Source organism: Spirillospora sp. NPDC127506, from assembly GCF_040302145.1.
Lineage (GTDB): Bacteria > Actinomycetota > Actinomycetes > Streptosporangiales > Streptosporangiaceae > Spirillospora.
In genome coordinates this window covers 156,634-171,343 of record NZ_JBEORG010000012.1, presented here as the reverse complement: position 1 = coordinate 171,343, position 14,710 = coordinate 156,634, and the positions used below count along the sequence as shown (strand labels likewise).

17 protein-coding genes are annotated in these 14,710 nt (G+C 73.7%); 1 reads left to right on the top strand and 16 read right to left on the bottom strand.

Annotated elements, in window-relative coordinates; translation table 11 throughout:
* The 8 genes from soxR to ABTW95_RS14825 all read right to left on the bottom strand — a co-directional run.
* On the bottom strand, positions 1-498 hold a 498-nt coding region (gene soxR / locus ABTW95_RS14860), incomplete at its 3' end, for a redox-sensitive transcriptional activator SoxR (RefSeq protein ID WP_500226529.1).
* A 61-nt stretch (positions 499-559) separates the two neighbouring features.
* Entirely contained in the window at positions 560-1,132 is a 573-nt protein-coding gene (locus tag ABTW95_RS14855) for an HdeD family acid-resistance protein (RefSeq protein WP_396445790.1), read from the bottom strand.
* Positions 1,133-1,260: 128 nt separating this feature from the next.
* Positions 1,261-3,078, bottom strand: a complete 1,818-nt coding sequence (locus ABTW95_RS14850; RefSeq protein ID WP_500226528.1) for a phosphoenolpyruvate carboxykinase (GTP) — start codon at positions 3,076-3,078, stop codon at positions 1,261-1,263.
* 177 nt (positions 3,079-3,255) lie between these two features.
* On the bottom strand, positions 3,256-4,302 hold the full coding sequence (locus ABTW95_RS14845) for an ABC transporter ATP-binding protein (RefSeq protein ID WP_500226527.1): 1,047 nt from the start codon (positions 4,300-4,302) through the stop codon (positions 3,256-3,258).
* A gap of 10 nt (positions 4,303-4,312) precedes the next feature.
* Complete coding sequence (locus ABTW95_RS14840; protein WP_396445787.1) at positions 4,313-5,110, bottom strand: ABC transporter permease; 798 nt, start codon at positions 5,108-5,110, stop codon at positions 4,313-4,315.
* A complete protein-coding gene (gene modA / locus ABTW95_RS14835) occupies positions 5,107-5,901 on the bottom strand; it encodes a molybdate ABC transporter substrate-binding protein (protein ID WP_500226526.1) in 795 nt (264 codons plus the stop codon). Before modA ends, ABTW95_RS14840 begins: the two co-directional genes overlap by 4 nt.
* On the bottom strand, positions 5,898-6,311 hold the full coding sequence (locus ABTW95_RS14830) for a TOBE domain-containing protein (protein WP_396445785.1): 414 nt from the start codon (positions 6,309-6,311) through the stop codon (positions 5,898-5,900). Before ABTW95_RS14830 ends, modA begins: the two co-directional genes overlap by 4 nt.
* 93 nt (positions 6,312-6,404) lie before the next feature.
* A complete protein-coding gene (locus ABTW95_RS14825) occupies positions 6,405-7,535 on the bottom strand; it encodes a nucleoside 2-deoxyribosyltransferase domain-containing protein (RefSeq protein ID WP_500226525.1) in 1,131 nt (376 codons plus the stop codon).
* Positions 7,536-7,646: 111 nt separating this feature from the next.
* On the opposite strand from ABTW95_RS14825, the gene ABTW95_RS14820 reads away from it, so the two are divergent.
* Complete coding sequence (locus ABTW95_RS14820) at positions 7,647-8,270, top strand: hypothetical protein (protein ID WP_500226524.1); 624 nt, start codon at positions 7,647-7,649, stop codon at positions 8,268-8,270.
* 16 nt (positions 8,271-8,286) lie between these two features.
* On the opposite strand, the gene ABTW95_RS14815 is transcribed toward ABTW95_RS14820, so the two are convergent.
* The 8 genes from ABTW95_RS14815 to ABTW95_RS14780 form a co-directional block, all read right to left on the bottom strand.
* Complete coding sequence (locus ABTW95_RS14815) at positions 8,287-8,493, bottom strand: hypothetical protein (RefSeq protein ID WP_500226523.1); 207 nt, start codon at positions 8,491-8,493, stop codon at positions 8,287-8,289.
* A gap of 174 nt (positions 8,494-8,667) precedes the next feature.
* Positions 8,668-10,053: a ribosome biogenesis GTPase Der gene (gene der / locus ABTW95_RS14810; protein WP_500226522.1), complete on the bottom strand. Its 1,386-nt coding sequence runs from the start codon at positions 10,051-10,053 to the stop codon at positions 8,668-8,670.
* A 3-nt stretch (positions 10,054-10,056) separates the two neighbouring features.
* On the bottom strand, positions 10,057-10,719 hold the full coding sequence (gene cmk / locus ABTW95_RS14805; RefSeq protein WP_500226521.1) for a (d)CMP kinase: 663 nt from the start codon (positions 10,717-10,719) through the stop codon (positions 10,057-10,059).
* Between the two features lie 134 nt (positions 10,720-10,853).
* Positions 10,854-11,945, bottom strand: coding sequence for a prephenate dehydrogenase (locus tag ABTW95_RS14800; protein WP_396445779.1), 1,092 nt, complete (start codon positions 11,943-11,945; stop codon positions 10,854-10,856).
* An 89-nt stretch (positions 11,946-12,034) separates the two neighbouring features.
* Entirely contained in the window at positions 12,035-12,397 is a 363-nt protein-coding gene (gene aroH / locus ABTW95_RS14795; protein WP_396445777.1) for a chorismate mutase, read from the bottom strand.
* A gap of 48 nt (positions 12,398-12,445) precedes the next feature.
* Entirely contained in the window at positions 12,446-13,177 is a 732-nt protein-coding gene (locus ABTW95_RS14790) for a pseudouridine synthase (protein ID WP_396445776.1), read from the bottom strand.
* Positions 13,178-13,187: 10 nt separating this feature from the next.
* Positions 13,188-13,757: an SMC-Scp complex subunit ScpB gene (scpB, locus tag ABTW95_RS14785; RefSeq protein ID WP_500226520.1), complete on the bottom strand. Its 570-nt coding sequence runs from the start codon at positions 13,755-13,757 to the stop codon at positions 13,188-13,190.
* Positions 13,754-14,680 carry a segregation and condensation protein A gene (locus tag ABTW95_RS14780; protein WP_500226532.1) on the bottom strand — a complete coding sequence of 309 codons (927 nt, stop codon included), beginning with the start codon at positions 14,678-14,680 and terminating at the stop codon, positions 13,754-13,756. Before ABTW95_RS14780 ends, scpB begins: the two co-directional genes overlap by 4 nt.
* Positions 14,681-14,710 lie beyond the last annotated feature (30 nt).

Below are 14,710 nucleotides of genomic sequence, written 5' to 3'. Positions count from 1 at the left end.
CCACCCCGGCGTCGCGATGGCCGCAGGGATCGGCGTCCCCGACGAGGTGCTGGGCAGCCTGCGCGGCCCCGGGCCCTCGTCGCCGAGCCGGTCGTAGGGGTTGGCCAGCGCGCACCTGCTGATCGACAGGCAGCCGCAGCCGATGCAGTCGGTGAGGTCGTCGCGGAGCTTCTCCAGCTGCCGGATGCGGTCGTCGAGGTGGCTGCGCCACGCCTCCGACAGGCGCGCCCAGTCAGCGACCGTGGGGGTGCGCTCCTCGGGGAGGGTGGCGAGCGCGTCGCGGATGTCGCTGAGCGGGATCCCGACCCGCTGCGACACCTTGATGAACGCGACCCGGCGGAGCGTGTCGCGGCTGAACCGGCGCTGGTTGCCGGCCGTCCGGCGGCTGCTGATCAGCCCCTTGGACTCGTAGAAGTGCAGCGCCGAGACGGCCACGCCGCTCCGCTCGGCGAGCTGCCCGACGGTCAGTTCGTGCACCCGGTGCTCAAGCCGCGTCATGCCCCGCATCCTATGCGACCTCAAGCTCGCTTGAGGTCGCGCCGGGCCGGCGGCACCGCGGCTAGTGGCGGGCGGCCGCGCCCATCCGGCGGCGTTCGGCGCGGTGGCCGAGCCGGCGCAGCCGGAACGCGGCGCCGAGCATGGCGGCGCCGCTCAGGATCGCCAGCAGCCCGATCAGCCAGACGATCGCGATCGCGCCGGAGACCGGCCAGGCGAACAGCAGGATGCCGAACAGCAGCGAGACGGCGCCGGTCAGCACGTACGCCCACTCCCCGCGCAGCTCCCGGTGCATCGCGAGGGCGACCACGATCTCCAGGACGCCGGTGGCGACCGCCCACGCGGCGATGAGCATGAGCAGCACGAACGCGGTGATGCCCGGCCACACCAGCGCCGTGACGCCGAGCGCGATCCCGGCGAACCCGACGAGCATGAGCAGGCCGCGCGGCCCGCCGGACGCGCCGCGGAACGCCTGCGTCACCGCGACCAGGCCGTCCGCGAGGGCGTACGCGCCGAACAGCAGCACCAGGGCCAGGACGGTGATGCCGGGCCACGCCCAGGCGACGATGCCGAACAGGATCGCGAACGCGCCGCGCAGCCCGAGCACCCACCAGTGGCGGGTCATCGAGTCGAACATTCCGGCCTCCCGGGACGGGGACTTGCCCCATTGCTGCCCCCGCGCAGTGCAGGAGAGGCCAAAGGCCGGTCGCGGACTCGGCAAAGTCCGCGACCGGCCCGCGCGTCACGCCGGCGGCCGCCGGGAGGTCAGTGCTCCAGGCGGCGCACCAGGTCGTGGTACTCGTCCCACAGCGCCTGCGGCAGGTGGTCGCCGAACTTCTCGAAGAACTCCGGCACGAGGGCGGCCTCCTGCTTCCACACCTCCTTGTCGACCGACAGGAGCGTGTCCAGGTCGGCGTCGTCGATGGTGAGGCCGTCGGTGTCGAGCGCCTCCTTGGTCGGCAGGTGCCCGATCGGCGACTTGGCGGCGTCGGCCTTGCCGTTGAGCCGCTCGACGATCCACTTCAGCACGCGGCTGTTCTCGCCGAAGCCGGGCCAGATGAACTTGCCGTCGGCGTTCTTGCGGAACCAGTTGACGTAGTAGATCCGGGGCAGCTTCTCCGGGTCGGTGGCCTTGCCGATCTCCAGCCAGTGGCCGAAGTAGTCGCCCATGTTGTAGCCGCAGAACGGCAGCATCGCGAACGGGTCGCGGCGCAGCTCGCCCACGGTGCCCTCGGCGGCGGCGGTCTTCTCGGACGCGATGTTGGCGCCGAGGAACACGCCCTGCTGCCAGTCGAACGCCTCGGTGACGAGCGGGACGGCGGTGGCGCGCCGGCCGCCGAACAGGATCGCCGAGATCGGGACGCCCTTCGGGTCCTCCCACTCGTCGGCGATGATCGGGCACTGCCCGGCCGGGGTGGTGAAGCGGGCGTTCGGGTGCGCGGCCGGGGTCTCGGACTCCGGCGTCCAGTCGTTGCCCCGCCAGTCGGTGAGGTGCGCGGGCGGCTCGTCGGTGAGGCCCTCCCACCACACGTCGCCGTCGTCGGTGAGCGCGACGTTGGTGAAGATGCTGTTGCCCCAGAGCGTCTTCACGGCGTTGGCGTTGGTGCTCTCGCCGGTGCCGGGCGCGACGCCGAAGAAGCCGGCCTCGGGGTTGATCGCGTAGAGCCGGCCGTCGTCGCCGAACCGCATCCAGGCGATGTCGTCGCCGATGGTCTCGACCTTCCAGCCGGGGATGGTCGGCTCCAGCATCGCGAGGTTGGTCTTGCCGCACGCCGACGGGAACGCGGCGGCGACGTAGCGGGTCTCGCCCTCCGGCGGGGTGAGCTTCAGGATGAGCATGTGCTCGGCCATCCAGCCCTCGTCGCGGGCCATCGTCGAGGCGATCCGCAGCGCGTAGCACTTCTTGCCCAGCAGGGCGTTGCCGCCGTAGCCCGACCCGTACGACCAGATCTCCCGGGTCTCGGGGAAGTGGGTGATGTACTTGGTGGAGTTGCAGGGCCACTTGACGTCCGCCTGGCCGGGCTCCAGGGGCGCGCCGACGGAGTGGACGGCCTTGACGAACGAGCCGCGCTCCTCGATGAGGCGCAGCGCGGGCTCGCCCATCCGCGTCATGATCCGCATGGACACGGCGACGTAGGCGGAGTCGGTGATCTCGACGCCCAGCTGGGAGATGTTGCCGCCGAGCGGGCCCATGCAGAACGGCACCACGTACATGGTGCGGCCCTTCATGCAGCCGTCGAAGAGGCCGTCGAGGGTCTGCTTCATCTCGGCGGGGGCGACCCAGTTGTTGGTGGGACCGGCGTCCTCCTCCTTCTCGGAGCAGATGAACGTGCGGTCCTCGACGCGGGCGACGTCGGTGGGGTCGGACGCGGCGTGGAAGCTGTTCGGCCGTTTGGCCGGGTCGAGCCGCGTGAGCGTGCCCTGCTCGACGAGGAGACCGGTGAGCCGCTCCCACTCCTCGTCCGAGCCGTCGCACCACTCCACGCGGTCCGGCTTGGTCAGCTCGGCGATCCCGCGTACCCACTCAATCAGTTCGGTGTGGCCGGTAGGGGCCTGGTCGAGGCCGGGGACCTGGATGGACACGGGCTACTCCTTCAGCTGTTCGCAGGATGTTTGCATGATGAACAAGACGCGTCGTTTTTGCCATTTGGTCTGGACCAATCCCGTCCGCATTTGAGGCTTCTTGCCCGTTTTGTGATTGTTATCACGCGGCGGCGGACGTGACGCCCGCCACCCCGGCGTGGTTCGGTATGGGCACGGTCAAGCTGGGTAAACGTGAGTTTCGGTGGCCTTCACGGCCGCCCAAATCATGCTGCCCTCTGACAATTCGAGCTCCGCGACGGCGGCCGGAGTGACGTCCGCGACCGCGTCGAAAGGCGGCCCGGAGAGCTGCACCCGGGCCCGGTCCCCGTGCCGTTCGACCGCGGCCACCCGGGCGCGCCAGAGGTTGCGGGGGCTGCCGTCGGGGCGCGTCCGGTACAGCGCCACCGAGGATGGCGCGAAGGCTATGAACACCTCACCCTCAGGTGAGTCGACCGTGTCCAGGGTTGCGTCGCCGCCGCCGATCACCACGGTCCCGCGCTCGGCCCTCCCCCGATACAGGTTCAGGCCGACGAGCCGCGCCACGTAGCCGGTGCGGGGGCGGCGGGCGATGTCGGCGGGCGCCCCCTCCTGAACGAGCCGCCCGTCCTCGACCACGACGATGCGGTCGGCCAGCACCATCGCGTCCAGCGGGTCGTGGGTGACGAGGACCGCCGCGCCCGTGAACCCGGCGAGGTGGCGGCGCAGCGCCGCCCGGATCTCCAGCCGGGTGCGGGCGTCGAGCGCGGCGAGCGGCTCGTCCAGCAGGAGCAGGCGCGGCTCGACGGCCAGCGCGCGGGCGAGCGCGACCCGCTGCGCCTGGCCGCCCGACAGCGCCCGGGGGCGGGCCGAGGCGTACCCGGCGAGCCCCACGCGGTCGAGCCACTCCGCGGCGGCGCGCCGGGCGGCGCGGCGGCCGGCGCCCCGGCAACGCGGCCCGAACGCGACGTTGTCCAGCGCGCTGAGGTGCGGGAACAGCAGGTAGTCCTGGAAGACCATGCCGATGCCGCGGCGGTCGGCGGGCAGCGGGCGCAGGTCCTCCCCGTCCACCCGGAGGTGCCCGCCCGCCATCGGGACGAGCCCCGCCAGCGCGCGCAGCGCGGTGCTCTTGCCGGCGCCGTTCGGGCCGAGCAGCGCGACGACCTCGCCGGGCGCGGCGGTGAGCGGCAGGTCGAGCGCGAACCCGCCGCGCCGCACCACGAGCCGCGCGTCCAGTCCCTCGCTCATGCCGCCTCGCTCACGCCGTGCCCACCCAGCGGTCGCGGAGCGCGGCCAGGACGGCGACCGAGACGGCGAGCAGCACGAGGCTGAGCACGATCGCGGCCTGCGGGTCGGTCTCCAGCGCCAGGTAGACGGCGAGCGGCATCGTCTGCGTCCGGCCGGGGAAGTTGCCCGCGAAGGTGATGGTCGCGCCGAACTCGCCGAGCGCCCGCGCCCAGCACAGCACGGCGCCGGCCGCCACGCCGGGCGCGACGAGCGGCAGCGTGACCCGGCGGAAGACCGTCCAGCGGCCGGCGCCGAGGGTGGCGGCGGCCTCCTCGTAGCGCAGGTCGGCGGCGCGCAGCGCGCCCTCCACGCTGATCACCAGGAACGGCATCGCGACGAACGTCTCGGCCAGCACGACCCCGGCGGTGGTGAACGGGAACGTGATCCCGAACGCGGCGTCGAGCCACCCGCCGACCAGGCCGCGCCGGCCGAGCACGAGCAGCAGCGCGACGCCGCCCACGACCGGCGGCAGCACCAGCGGCACCGTCACCAGCGCCCGGACGAGGCGGACGCCGGGGAACGGGACGCGGGCGAGCGTCCAGGCCAGCGGGACGCCGAACAGCACGCACAGCCCGGTGGCGAGGGTGGCGCTGAGCAGCGACAGCCGGAGCGCGTCCAGGACCTGCGGCTGCACGAGCCGGGTGCCGAGCGTCGACCACGGCGCGCGGACGAGCAGCCCGAGCAGCGGCAGCACCAGGAACGCCAGCCCGGCCAGCGCGGGCAGCACGAGGATCCACGGCGGCCGGCCCGGGACGGCGTCGGTCCTCATGGCGCCTCGAAGCCCGCCTCCGCCAGCACGGCCCTGCCCCGCGCGCCGAGCACGAGCCCGATGAAGTCCTCGGCGAGCGCGCCGGCCGGGGCCTTGGCGACCTCGGCGATCGGGTAGTCGTTGACGGCCTCGGCCGCCTCCGGGAACTCGATGCCCGTGACCTCCCCGCCCGCGGCCTCGGCGTCGGTGCGGTAGACGAGCCCGGCGTCGGCCTCGCCCAGGCCGACCTTCGTGAGGACGGCCTTGACGTCCCGCTCCCGCGACACCGGCCGCACCTGGACGCCGGCCGCGTCGAGCGCGGTCTTCGCGGCGGACCCGCACGGCACCTGCACGGCGCACAGGACCACCTTCAGCCCGGGCGCGGACAGGTCGCGCACCCCCGACACCTTGCCGGGGTTGTCCTTGGGAACCGCGATGACCAGGCGGTTCCTGGCGAACACGCGGGGCGGCCCGGCCGCGTCGCCCGCATCGGTCACCGTCCGCATCGTGGCCGGGTTCGCGGACGCGAACACGTCCGCCGGCGCGCCCTGCGTGATCTGCTGCGCGAGCGTCGAGCTGCCGCCGAAGTTGAACCTGACCCGCACGCCGGGGTGCGAGCCCTCGAAGGTCTTCCCGAGCGCGGTGAACGCCTCGGTGAGCGAGGCCGCCGCGAACACGGTCAGCGTCCCGCCGCGCCCGCCGTCGCCGCCGCCCGTCCCGGACGGGGTCTCCTCGACCTCGCCGCAGCCGGCCAGGGCCGCCGGCAGGAGGGCCGCCAGCAGGAGGGGCGCCGCCGCGGCGCGCTTGATCATGATGCCCCCGGTTCCGCCACCTCGACCACGACGTTCGTCGACTTCACGACCGCCTCGGCGACCACGCCCGCCTGAAGGCCGAGGTCGTCGGCGGCCTCCCGGCTCATCAGCGACACCACCCGGAACGGGCCCGCCTGGATCTCCACCTGCGCCATCACGCCGTCCCGGACGACGTCGGTGACGATGCCGCGCAGCCGGTTGCGCGCCGAGGAGAACCGCTCGGGCTGGTCGGACGGCGCGCCCCCGCGCGCCTGGTCGCGCACGAAGGCGGCCAGTTCGGCGCCGGGCACCAGCCGGTGCCCGTGCTCGTCGCGGGACGCGGGGAGCCGCCCCCCGTCCACCCAGCGGCGGACGGTGTCCGCGCTGACGCCGAGCAGCGCCGCGGCCTCGCTGATCCTGAACGTGGTCACGCGGCCCAGCCTAGCCAACCGCAGATGCAAGGTGAAGAGCGGAATATCTCTCGATACTGCGAGGCATCTCCGTCAGATGCCTCGCAGATGCGGTCAGCCGGCGTCCAGCAGGACCTCCGTGATCATCCCCAGGTTCGCCCAGTCGACCAGGCGCTCCCGCCTGATCCGCCCGTACGGGAGGACCTCCACATAGGTGCGCTCCCCGTCCGCCGCAACCCCGTGCGGGCCGGACGCCCGCAGCCGCTCCAGCTCCTCCCCCGTCACCTCGGCGGAGAACAGATGCGCCCGGTGCGCGGACATGGTCGCGTTCGGCTGCCGCGCTCCGTGCGCGCGCAGCCGTTCATGCGCGAGCGCCAGCCCGGTCTCCTCGGCGACCTCGGCGAGAGCCCTGCGCACCGGCCCGCCCGCGCCCGAACCGCCCGGCAGCTCGCGGACGAACCCGGCCGCGCACGGGCTGCGGAACTCGCGGACGAGCACGACCTCGGTCTCGTCGAGGGCCGCGCGGCGCCGGTGCAGCACGACGACCGAGACGTCCGGCCGGCCGATGACGATCTCGTTCTCCTTCGCCCGCCCCTCGGCGGCGACGTGCACGCGGACGTGCAGCCCCCAGCACACGCCGAACCGGAACACCGCCCGCGCGCCGAGCAGCACGTTCCCCGCGTCCCGCTGCCCCGCGTACCAGGTCTGGAACACCTCGTCCCGCCACAGCAGCAGGGGCACCTCCCGCTCCCCGCCCGTCCGGGACGCGCCGGCGCCGATGCGGTCGAGCGCCGCCGCGACCGTCCCCGCGAGGTCCTCCGCCGCCGGCACGCCGTGCTTGGCGGCGTAGTGCAGCAGGTAGCGGTTCCCGGGCGCCTCCGGCGGCGCGCCGAAGACCGCGCGCCCGCTGTCGTGCCACATCCCCCATTCGACGTTCGTGGTGAACGCCGGCAGGGTCGCCGGGTCGCGCGGCACCCAGAAGATCACCTCGTCGGACAGGTGGAGGCAGCGCTCCTCCCACTCGACCTGCCCGGTGTAGTCGGGGTAGCGGCCGTGCCGGTCCTCGGGGACGAACACGGCGAGCCGCCCCGGCCCGCGCCACCGGCGGCGGATCTCGGCGACCGCGTCCGGCCGCCAGGAGGCGACGCCGGGCGAGCGGGGCGTGGGCCCGGCGAGGAAGACGGCGGCGTCCCACCGCCGCGGCGGCTCCTCCCGCGCGTACACGAGCGCGATGTCGCTTTCCATGGAAATGCTCCCTTTTTGGCCATATGTGGGCCTTCCGGCCGTGTGGGCGGCCCACCTCCGGGTAAACGGTGTCTCGAAACAGAATCAGAAGCCCGGTCAGGAGGAATGATCATGACTGGGACCATGCGAGCACCGCGCACCCGGGGCGTCCTCAGCGGAGTCCTGCTGATCCTGCTGGGGCTGTGGGGCGGCCTGCTGCCGTTCGCCGGCCCCTATTTCGGATTCGGCTTCACGCCGGACGACACCTGGGTCTACAACACCGACCGGCTGCAACTCAGCATCGCCCCCGGCGCCGCCGCCGTGCTGGGCGGGCTGATCCTCCTCGCCAGCGCCAACCGCGCCATGGCGATGTTCGGCGGCTGGCTCGCCGCGCTGGGCGGCGCCTGGTTCGCCGTCGGCCCGTTCCTCGCCGCCCTGTGGGACGTGCCCGGCGTCGGCACCCCGCTCGGCACGAGCGAGGGCCAGGTCGTCGCCGAGCAGCTGTCCGGGTTCACCGGACTCGGCGTCGTCATCGTGTTCCTCGCCGCGTTCGCGCTCGGCCGGTTCGCCGTCGTCGGCGCGCGCGAGCGGGCCTGGGCGGACGAGCGGGCGGACGGGCCCGGACCGGCCGGCGGGTCGAACACCACCCAGCCGATCGTGCACGGCCGCTACGCGCGGGAGAGCCGCCCCGAGCACGGCCCCCCGCCCCGGCCCGGCGACCAGCACGTCGCGGGCGACCCGCGCCGCGACCGGTGACGGGCGCGCCGCGGCGTCACAGGCGGTCGCGGGCGCGCATGTTGCGGACGGCCTTGGTGGTCTCGTAGCTGGCGCGCTCGTCGTCCGTCCGCACGTCGTCGCGGTCGGTGAACATCGCGATGAAGGCGACCAGCAGCCCGACGCCGCCGATCCACGGCTCCCGCCAGACGAAGCTCAGCGCCACGCATGCCGCCGCCGCGGAGAGCAGTAGGAAGAGCTTCACGTCGCACCCCTCGACCCGCGCCCTGGGGTCCGGAGGCCGCCGCCTCCGGACGAAACCGGTGTCCGTCCCGGGATCGGCGAGTAATGGAGGACTTACTCGCGTCCCGTAGTAGGCATCCTGACATGCCGCGGCCCGTCCGGGAAGATCCTGGACGGGCCGCACCGCCGATTTCCGCTATTTCCTGCCCTTGCCGCGCTTCTCGCGGATCTTCATCGCGATGTCGAGCGGGGCGCCGGCGAAGCCGAACTCCTCCCGCAGCCGCCGCTCGATGAACCGCCGGTAGCCCTCCTCCAGGAACCCGGAGGTGAACAGCACGAACCGGGGCGGGCGCACCCCCGCCTGCGTCGCGAACAGCACGCGCGGCTGCTTGCCGCCCCGCACCGGGTGCGGGTGGGAGTTCACCAGGTCGGCGAAGAACTGGTTCAGCTTGGACGTCGGGACGCGGGTGCCCCAGCCCTCCAGCGCCGCGTCGATCGCCGGCACCAGCTTCTCCACGTGCCGGCCGGTCCGCGCGGAGATGTTCACCCGCGGCGCCCAGCGCGCGTTGTGCAGCTGCCGGTCGATCTCGCGCTCCAGGTAGTGGCGGCGCTCCTCGTCCAGCAGGTCCCACTTGTTGTAGGCGATGACCAGCGCCCGGCCGGAGTCGATCACCATGGAGATGATCCGCAGGTCCTGCTCGGCGAGCGGCTGGCCGGCGTCCACCAGCACGACCGCGACCTCGGCGCGCTCCAGCGCCGACCGGGTGCGCAGCGTCGCGTAGAAGTCGGCGCCCTGGTTCTCCCGGTGCCGCCGCCGGATCCCGGCGGTGTCGATGAACCGCCACGTCCTGCCGCCGAGCTCGATCAGCTCGTCGACCGGGTCGCGGGTCGTCCCGGCCACCGAGTCGACGACCGCGCGCTGCTCCCCCGCCAGCTTGTTCAGCAGGCTCGACTTGCCGACGTTCGGGCGGCCGAGCAGCGCCACCCGGCGCGGCCCGCCCTCCGCGCCGAACGTCTCCGCCGGCGGCTCCACCGGCAGCGCGTCCAGCACCGCGTCGAGCAGGTCGCCGCTGCCGCGCCCGTGCAGCGCGCTGACCGGGTGCGGCTCGCCGATGCCGAGCGACCACAGCAGCGCCGCGTCCGACTCGGCGCCGATGTCGTCGACCTTGTTGGCGACCAGCACCACCGGCTTGCCGGACCGGCGCAGGATCTCCACCACGGCCTCGTCCACGTCGGTGGCGCCCACGGTCGCGTCGACCACGAACATCACCACGTCCGCGAGGTCGACCGCCAGCCGCGCCTGCTCCGCGATCGCCGCGGCCAGGCCGGAGGAGTCGGGCAGCCAGCCGCCGGTGTCGACGACGGTGAACCGGCGGCCGCTCCACGCCGCGTCGTAGGCGACCCGGTCGCGGGTCACGCCCGGGACGTCCTCCACGACGGCCTCGCGGCGGCCCAGGATCCGGTTGACGAGGGTGGACTTGCCGACGTTCGGCCGCCCCACCACCGCCACGACCGGCGCCGGGCCGGCGTCGCCGGCGTCGTCCTCGACGGCGTCGACCGTCTCGATCTCGTATTCGCTCACAGCTCACTCATGCTCTTTGGCGAGGCGGACGACCGCCTCGACGACCTCGGCGAGGCTCAGCTCCGTCGAGTCGATCTCGTGCGCGCCGGCCGCCTTCGTCAGCGGCGACGCCTTGCGGGTGGAGTCGAGCCGGTCGCGCCGCGCCTGCTCGGCCCGGGTCACCGTCACCGACGCGCCCGGGTCGGCCGCCAGGTCCTTCGCGCGGCGCGCGGCGCGCGCCTCCTCGCTGGCCGTCAGGTACACCTTCACGGCCGCGTCCGGCGCGACCACCGTGCCGATGTCGCGGCCCTCCACCACGATCCCGCCGGCCCCGATGATCTCCCGCTGCAGCTCGACGAGCCGGGCGCGGACCGCCGGGACGGCGCTGACCGCGCTGACCGCGTTCGTCACCTCGCGGGTGCGGATCGGGCCGGACACGTCCGTGCCGTCCACCGTGATCGAGGGCGCGTCCGGGTCGGTGCCGCAGGCGATCTCCGGTTCGAGCGCGCGGGCCGCGACTGCGGCGCCGTCCTCGACCGGCACGCCGTGCTCCAGCATCCACCACGTCATGGCGCGGTACATCGCGCCGGTGTCCAGGTACCGGAGGCCGAGCGCGCGGGCGACCCCCTTGGACGCGCTGGACTTGCCCGAACCGGAGGGTCCGTCCATGGCGATGACGAGCGGCACGATCGCTCCCTCTCTTCGTCGTCGGAGCGCCCGCCGACCGGGTCGGCGGGCGAAGCGGGCGGCGCTCGTCGCCGCACCGGCGCGAGGGTGTCTCCCCGGCGGGCCCCGGCGATCCAGGCTACCGGTCCCGGGGACTAGCCCGGGACGGACCAGCCGCGGGCGCGCAGCTCGGCCGCGAGGCGCTCGGCCGCCTCCGGGACGACCGACAGCTCCAGCACGCCGAGCGGGCGGCCGGGCGAATGCTCGATCGTCACGTCCTCGATGTTGACCCCGGCGATCCCCGCCGCCTGGAAGATCATCGCCAGCTCGCCGGGGCGGTCCGGGATGACGACCTGGACGGTCGCGTAGGCGGGCTGGTCGCCGCCGTGCTTGCCGGGGATGCGGGACCGGCCCGCGTTGCCGCGCAGCAGCAGGTCGGCGACGTGCGCGGCGGCCTCCTCGCTGCCGTCGCGCAGCAGCGACGCGGCCACCGCCAGGTCGGTCGCGACGGCCTCCAGCACGTCCGCGACCGGCGCGGCGTTCGCCGACAGGATGCCGATCCACAGCCGCGGGTCGCTCGCCGCGATGCGGGTCACGTCCCGCACGCCCTGCCCGGACAGGCCGAGCGCCACGTCGTCCGCGCCGGTCAGCCGGGCCGCGACGGCGGCGGACACGACGTGCGGGCCGTGCGAGACGAGCGCGACGGCGCGGTCGTGCTCGGCGGCGTCCACCCGGACCGGCATCGCCCCGCACGCCTTCGCCAGGCCCGTGACGGCCTCGATGGTCTCCGCCGCCGCCTCGGGCGTCGCGCACAGCGCCCACGGGCGGCCGAGGAACAGGTCGGCGCGGGCGGCGCTCGGGCCGGACCGCTCGCTCCCGGCGAGGGGGTGCCCGCCCACGAACGTCGTCAGGTCGCAGCCCAGCTCGGCCGCCTGCGCCAGCGGCAGCGCCTTCACGCTCGCCACGTCGGTGTAGGCGGTGGCGAGGCCGCGCTTCTGCGCGTCCAGCAGCGTCACCGCGACCGCGGCCGGCGGCACCGCGAGCACCGCCAGGTCGGCGGGCTCCTCCTGCGCCCCGTCCGGCAGCGCCGCGCCGGCGCCCAGTTCCACGGCCAGGGACAGGGCCGCCGAGTCCCGGTCGGTCAGCAGCACCTCGGCGCCGCGCTCGCGCATCGCCAGCGCGATCGACGTCCCGATCAGGCCCGTCCCGACCACGACGATGCGCCGCGCCACCACGTCCTCACTCACGCCCACGACCTTACTGCTCCGCGCCCACTGCTCCGCGCCCACTGCTCCGCGCCCACTGCCTCGTCGCCCGCCGCCCGTCCGGCCGGGCGCTACTGCGCGATGTCGAGGCGCAGCGCGGTCGCGCCGCGCAGGTACACGTGCTGGACGTCCGAGCGGGGGCGGTCGGTCTCGATGTGCGCCATCAGCCGGATCACCCGCGGCAGCGCGCCGGGGACGCCGATCTCGGTCGCGCACAGCAGCGGCACCTCGTGGAAGCCGAGCTTGCGCGCGGCGAGCGCCGGGAACTCCGCCGTCAGGTCCGGCGTCACCGTGAAGATGACGCTGATCACGTCGTCGGTGGTCAGCCCGTTGCGGGCCATCACCTCCGAGACCAGCTCCGTCGTCGCCTCCAGGATCTGGTCCCGGTCGTCGGCGTCGATCTGCGTCGCCCCGCGGACCGCGCGTACCGCCACAGTCGTCTCCCCTCCGTCGTGCCCGGCTCCGTCGTGCCCGGCCGTCCCCTACAGCCCGACCGCCTTGTACAGCTCGCCGACCTCCCGGACGGTCAGCGCCCGCATCCCGCCCGGCTTCAGCGACCCCAGCTTGATCGGCCCGAACTCTATGCGGGCGAGCTGCTGGACGGGGAACCCGACCTCCTTCAGCAGGCGGCGGACGATGTGCTTGCGCCCCTCGTGCAGGGTGATCTCCACCAGGACGCGCCGGCCGACCTGGTCGAACACGCGGAACTTGTCGGCCTTGGCGGGCCCGTCGTCCAGCGTCACCCCGGCCTTCAGCCGCTTGCCGAGGTCGCGCGGGATCGGGCCGTGGATCTCCGCCAGGTAGGTCTTGTTCACCCCGTAGGACGGGTGGGTGAGGCGGTGCGACAGCTCCCCGTCGTTGGTGAGCAGGATCAGGCCCTCGGTGTCGGTGTCCAGCCGGCCGACGTGGAACAGGCGCTCGGGCACCTCCACGTAGTCGGCGAGGGACTTGCGCCCCCGCTCGTCCGACATCGTGGACACCACTCCGCGCGGCTTGTTGATCGCGTAGTACCGCATCTCGGCGCGGGTCTCGACGCGCTTGCCGTCGACGTGGATGACGGCCGTGCGCGGGTCGACGCGCTCACCGAACCGGAAGACCTTCTTCCCGTTCACGGTGACGCGGCCCTCGCCGATCAGCTCCTCGCAGCGGCGGCGGCTGCCGATCCCGGCCTCGGCCAGGACCTTCTGCAGCCGGACGCCCTCGTTGTCGCTCACGTGTCCTCAGCTATTCCACTATGTCGTCTGGCAGGTCATCGGGGAGGTAGGGGGCGAGCTCGGGCAGCTCGTCGAGGTCGCGCAGGCCGAGGCGCTCCAGGAAGTACCCGGTGGTCCGGTACAGGTGCGCCTGCGACTCCGGGTCCTGCCCGGCGTCCTCGATCAGGCCGCGCAGCGTCAGCGTCCGCATGACGCCGTCGCTGTTGACCCCGCGGATCGCCGACACGCGGGCGCGGCTCACCGGCTGCCGGTAGGCGACGACGGCGAGCGTCTCCAGCGCGGCCTGCGTGAGCCGCGCCTGCTGCCCGTCGGTGACGAACCGCTCCACGACCGGGGCGCACACGTCCCGGGTGTAGAACCGCCAGCCGCCGGCGACCTCCCTGAGGTCGAACCCGCGGCCTTGCTCAGTGTATTCCGCGGCCAGCTCCCGCAGCGTCTCCTCGACCTCGCCGCGGGGGCGCTCCAGCAGCTGCGCCAGCGTCATCACGCTGACCGGCTCGTCCACGACCAGCAGGATCGCCTCGATCGAGGGGCGCAGTCCCGGCAGTTCCGGGGCGTCCGCACCGGGTTCGTCGGTCATCGCTCTTCCCCGTCCTTCTCGTCCTTCTCGTCCTTCTCGTCCTTGGCGTTCTTGGCGTCCTTGGCGCCGCCGTCCTTCTCGGGGGCGCCCTCGTAGTCGTCGCCGACCTCGACGTCGCCGTCGTCGGTGCCGGTCCAGGTCACGTGCAGCTCTCCGAGGGGCTCGTCCTGGTCGAAGGAGACGGCCTGCTCCCGGTACAGCTCCAGCAGCGCCAGGAACCGGGCGACGACCTCGTAGGTGCCCTCCGCGTCGGCGGCGAGGACGCGGAACGTCGTCCGGCGCAGCCTGCGGAGCATCTCCACGACGATCGCGGCCTGCTCCTTGACGCTGGCCTTCGGCTGGTAGATGTGCTCGACGGACACTGCGGGCGGCGCCTTCGGCGCCAGGGCCTTCGCGGCGAGCCGCGCGAACTCCTCCGGGCCGAGGCCGAGCAGCACCTCCGGCAGCAGGTTCGCGAACTTCGGCTCCATCGGCACCATGCGCGGGAACCGGCGGCTCGCGTCGGCGATCCGCGCGGCGAGGACCTGCGCCACCTCCTTGTAGGCGCGGTACTGCAGCAGCCGCGCGAACAGCAGGTCGCGGGCCTCCAGCAGCGCCAGGTCCTCCTCGTCGTCGACCTCGCCGGACGGCAGCAGCCGCGCGGCCTTCAGGTCGAGCAGCGTCGCGGCGACGAGCAGGAAGTGGCTGGCCTGGTCGAGGTCCCAGTCGCGGCCGTAGGAGCGGATGTGCGCGATGAAGTCGTCGGTGACCTTGTGCAGCGACACCTCGGTGATGTCGAGCTTGTGCTTGGAGATCAGGCCGAGCAGCAGGTCGAACGGGCCCTCGAAATTGTCCAGGTGGACGCGGAAGCCCTGGTCCTCGGTCTGCTCCCCGGACTGCTGCTCCCCGGCCGCCCGCTCCGGCTCCGGCGACGTCTCGTCCACGTCGCTCACGGTAGCGGAATGCTCCTCCCG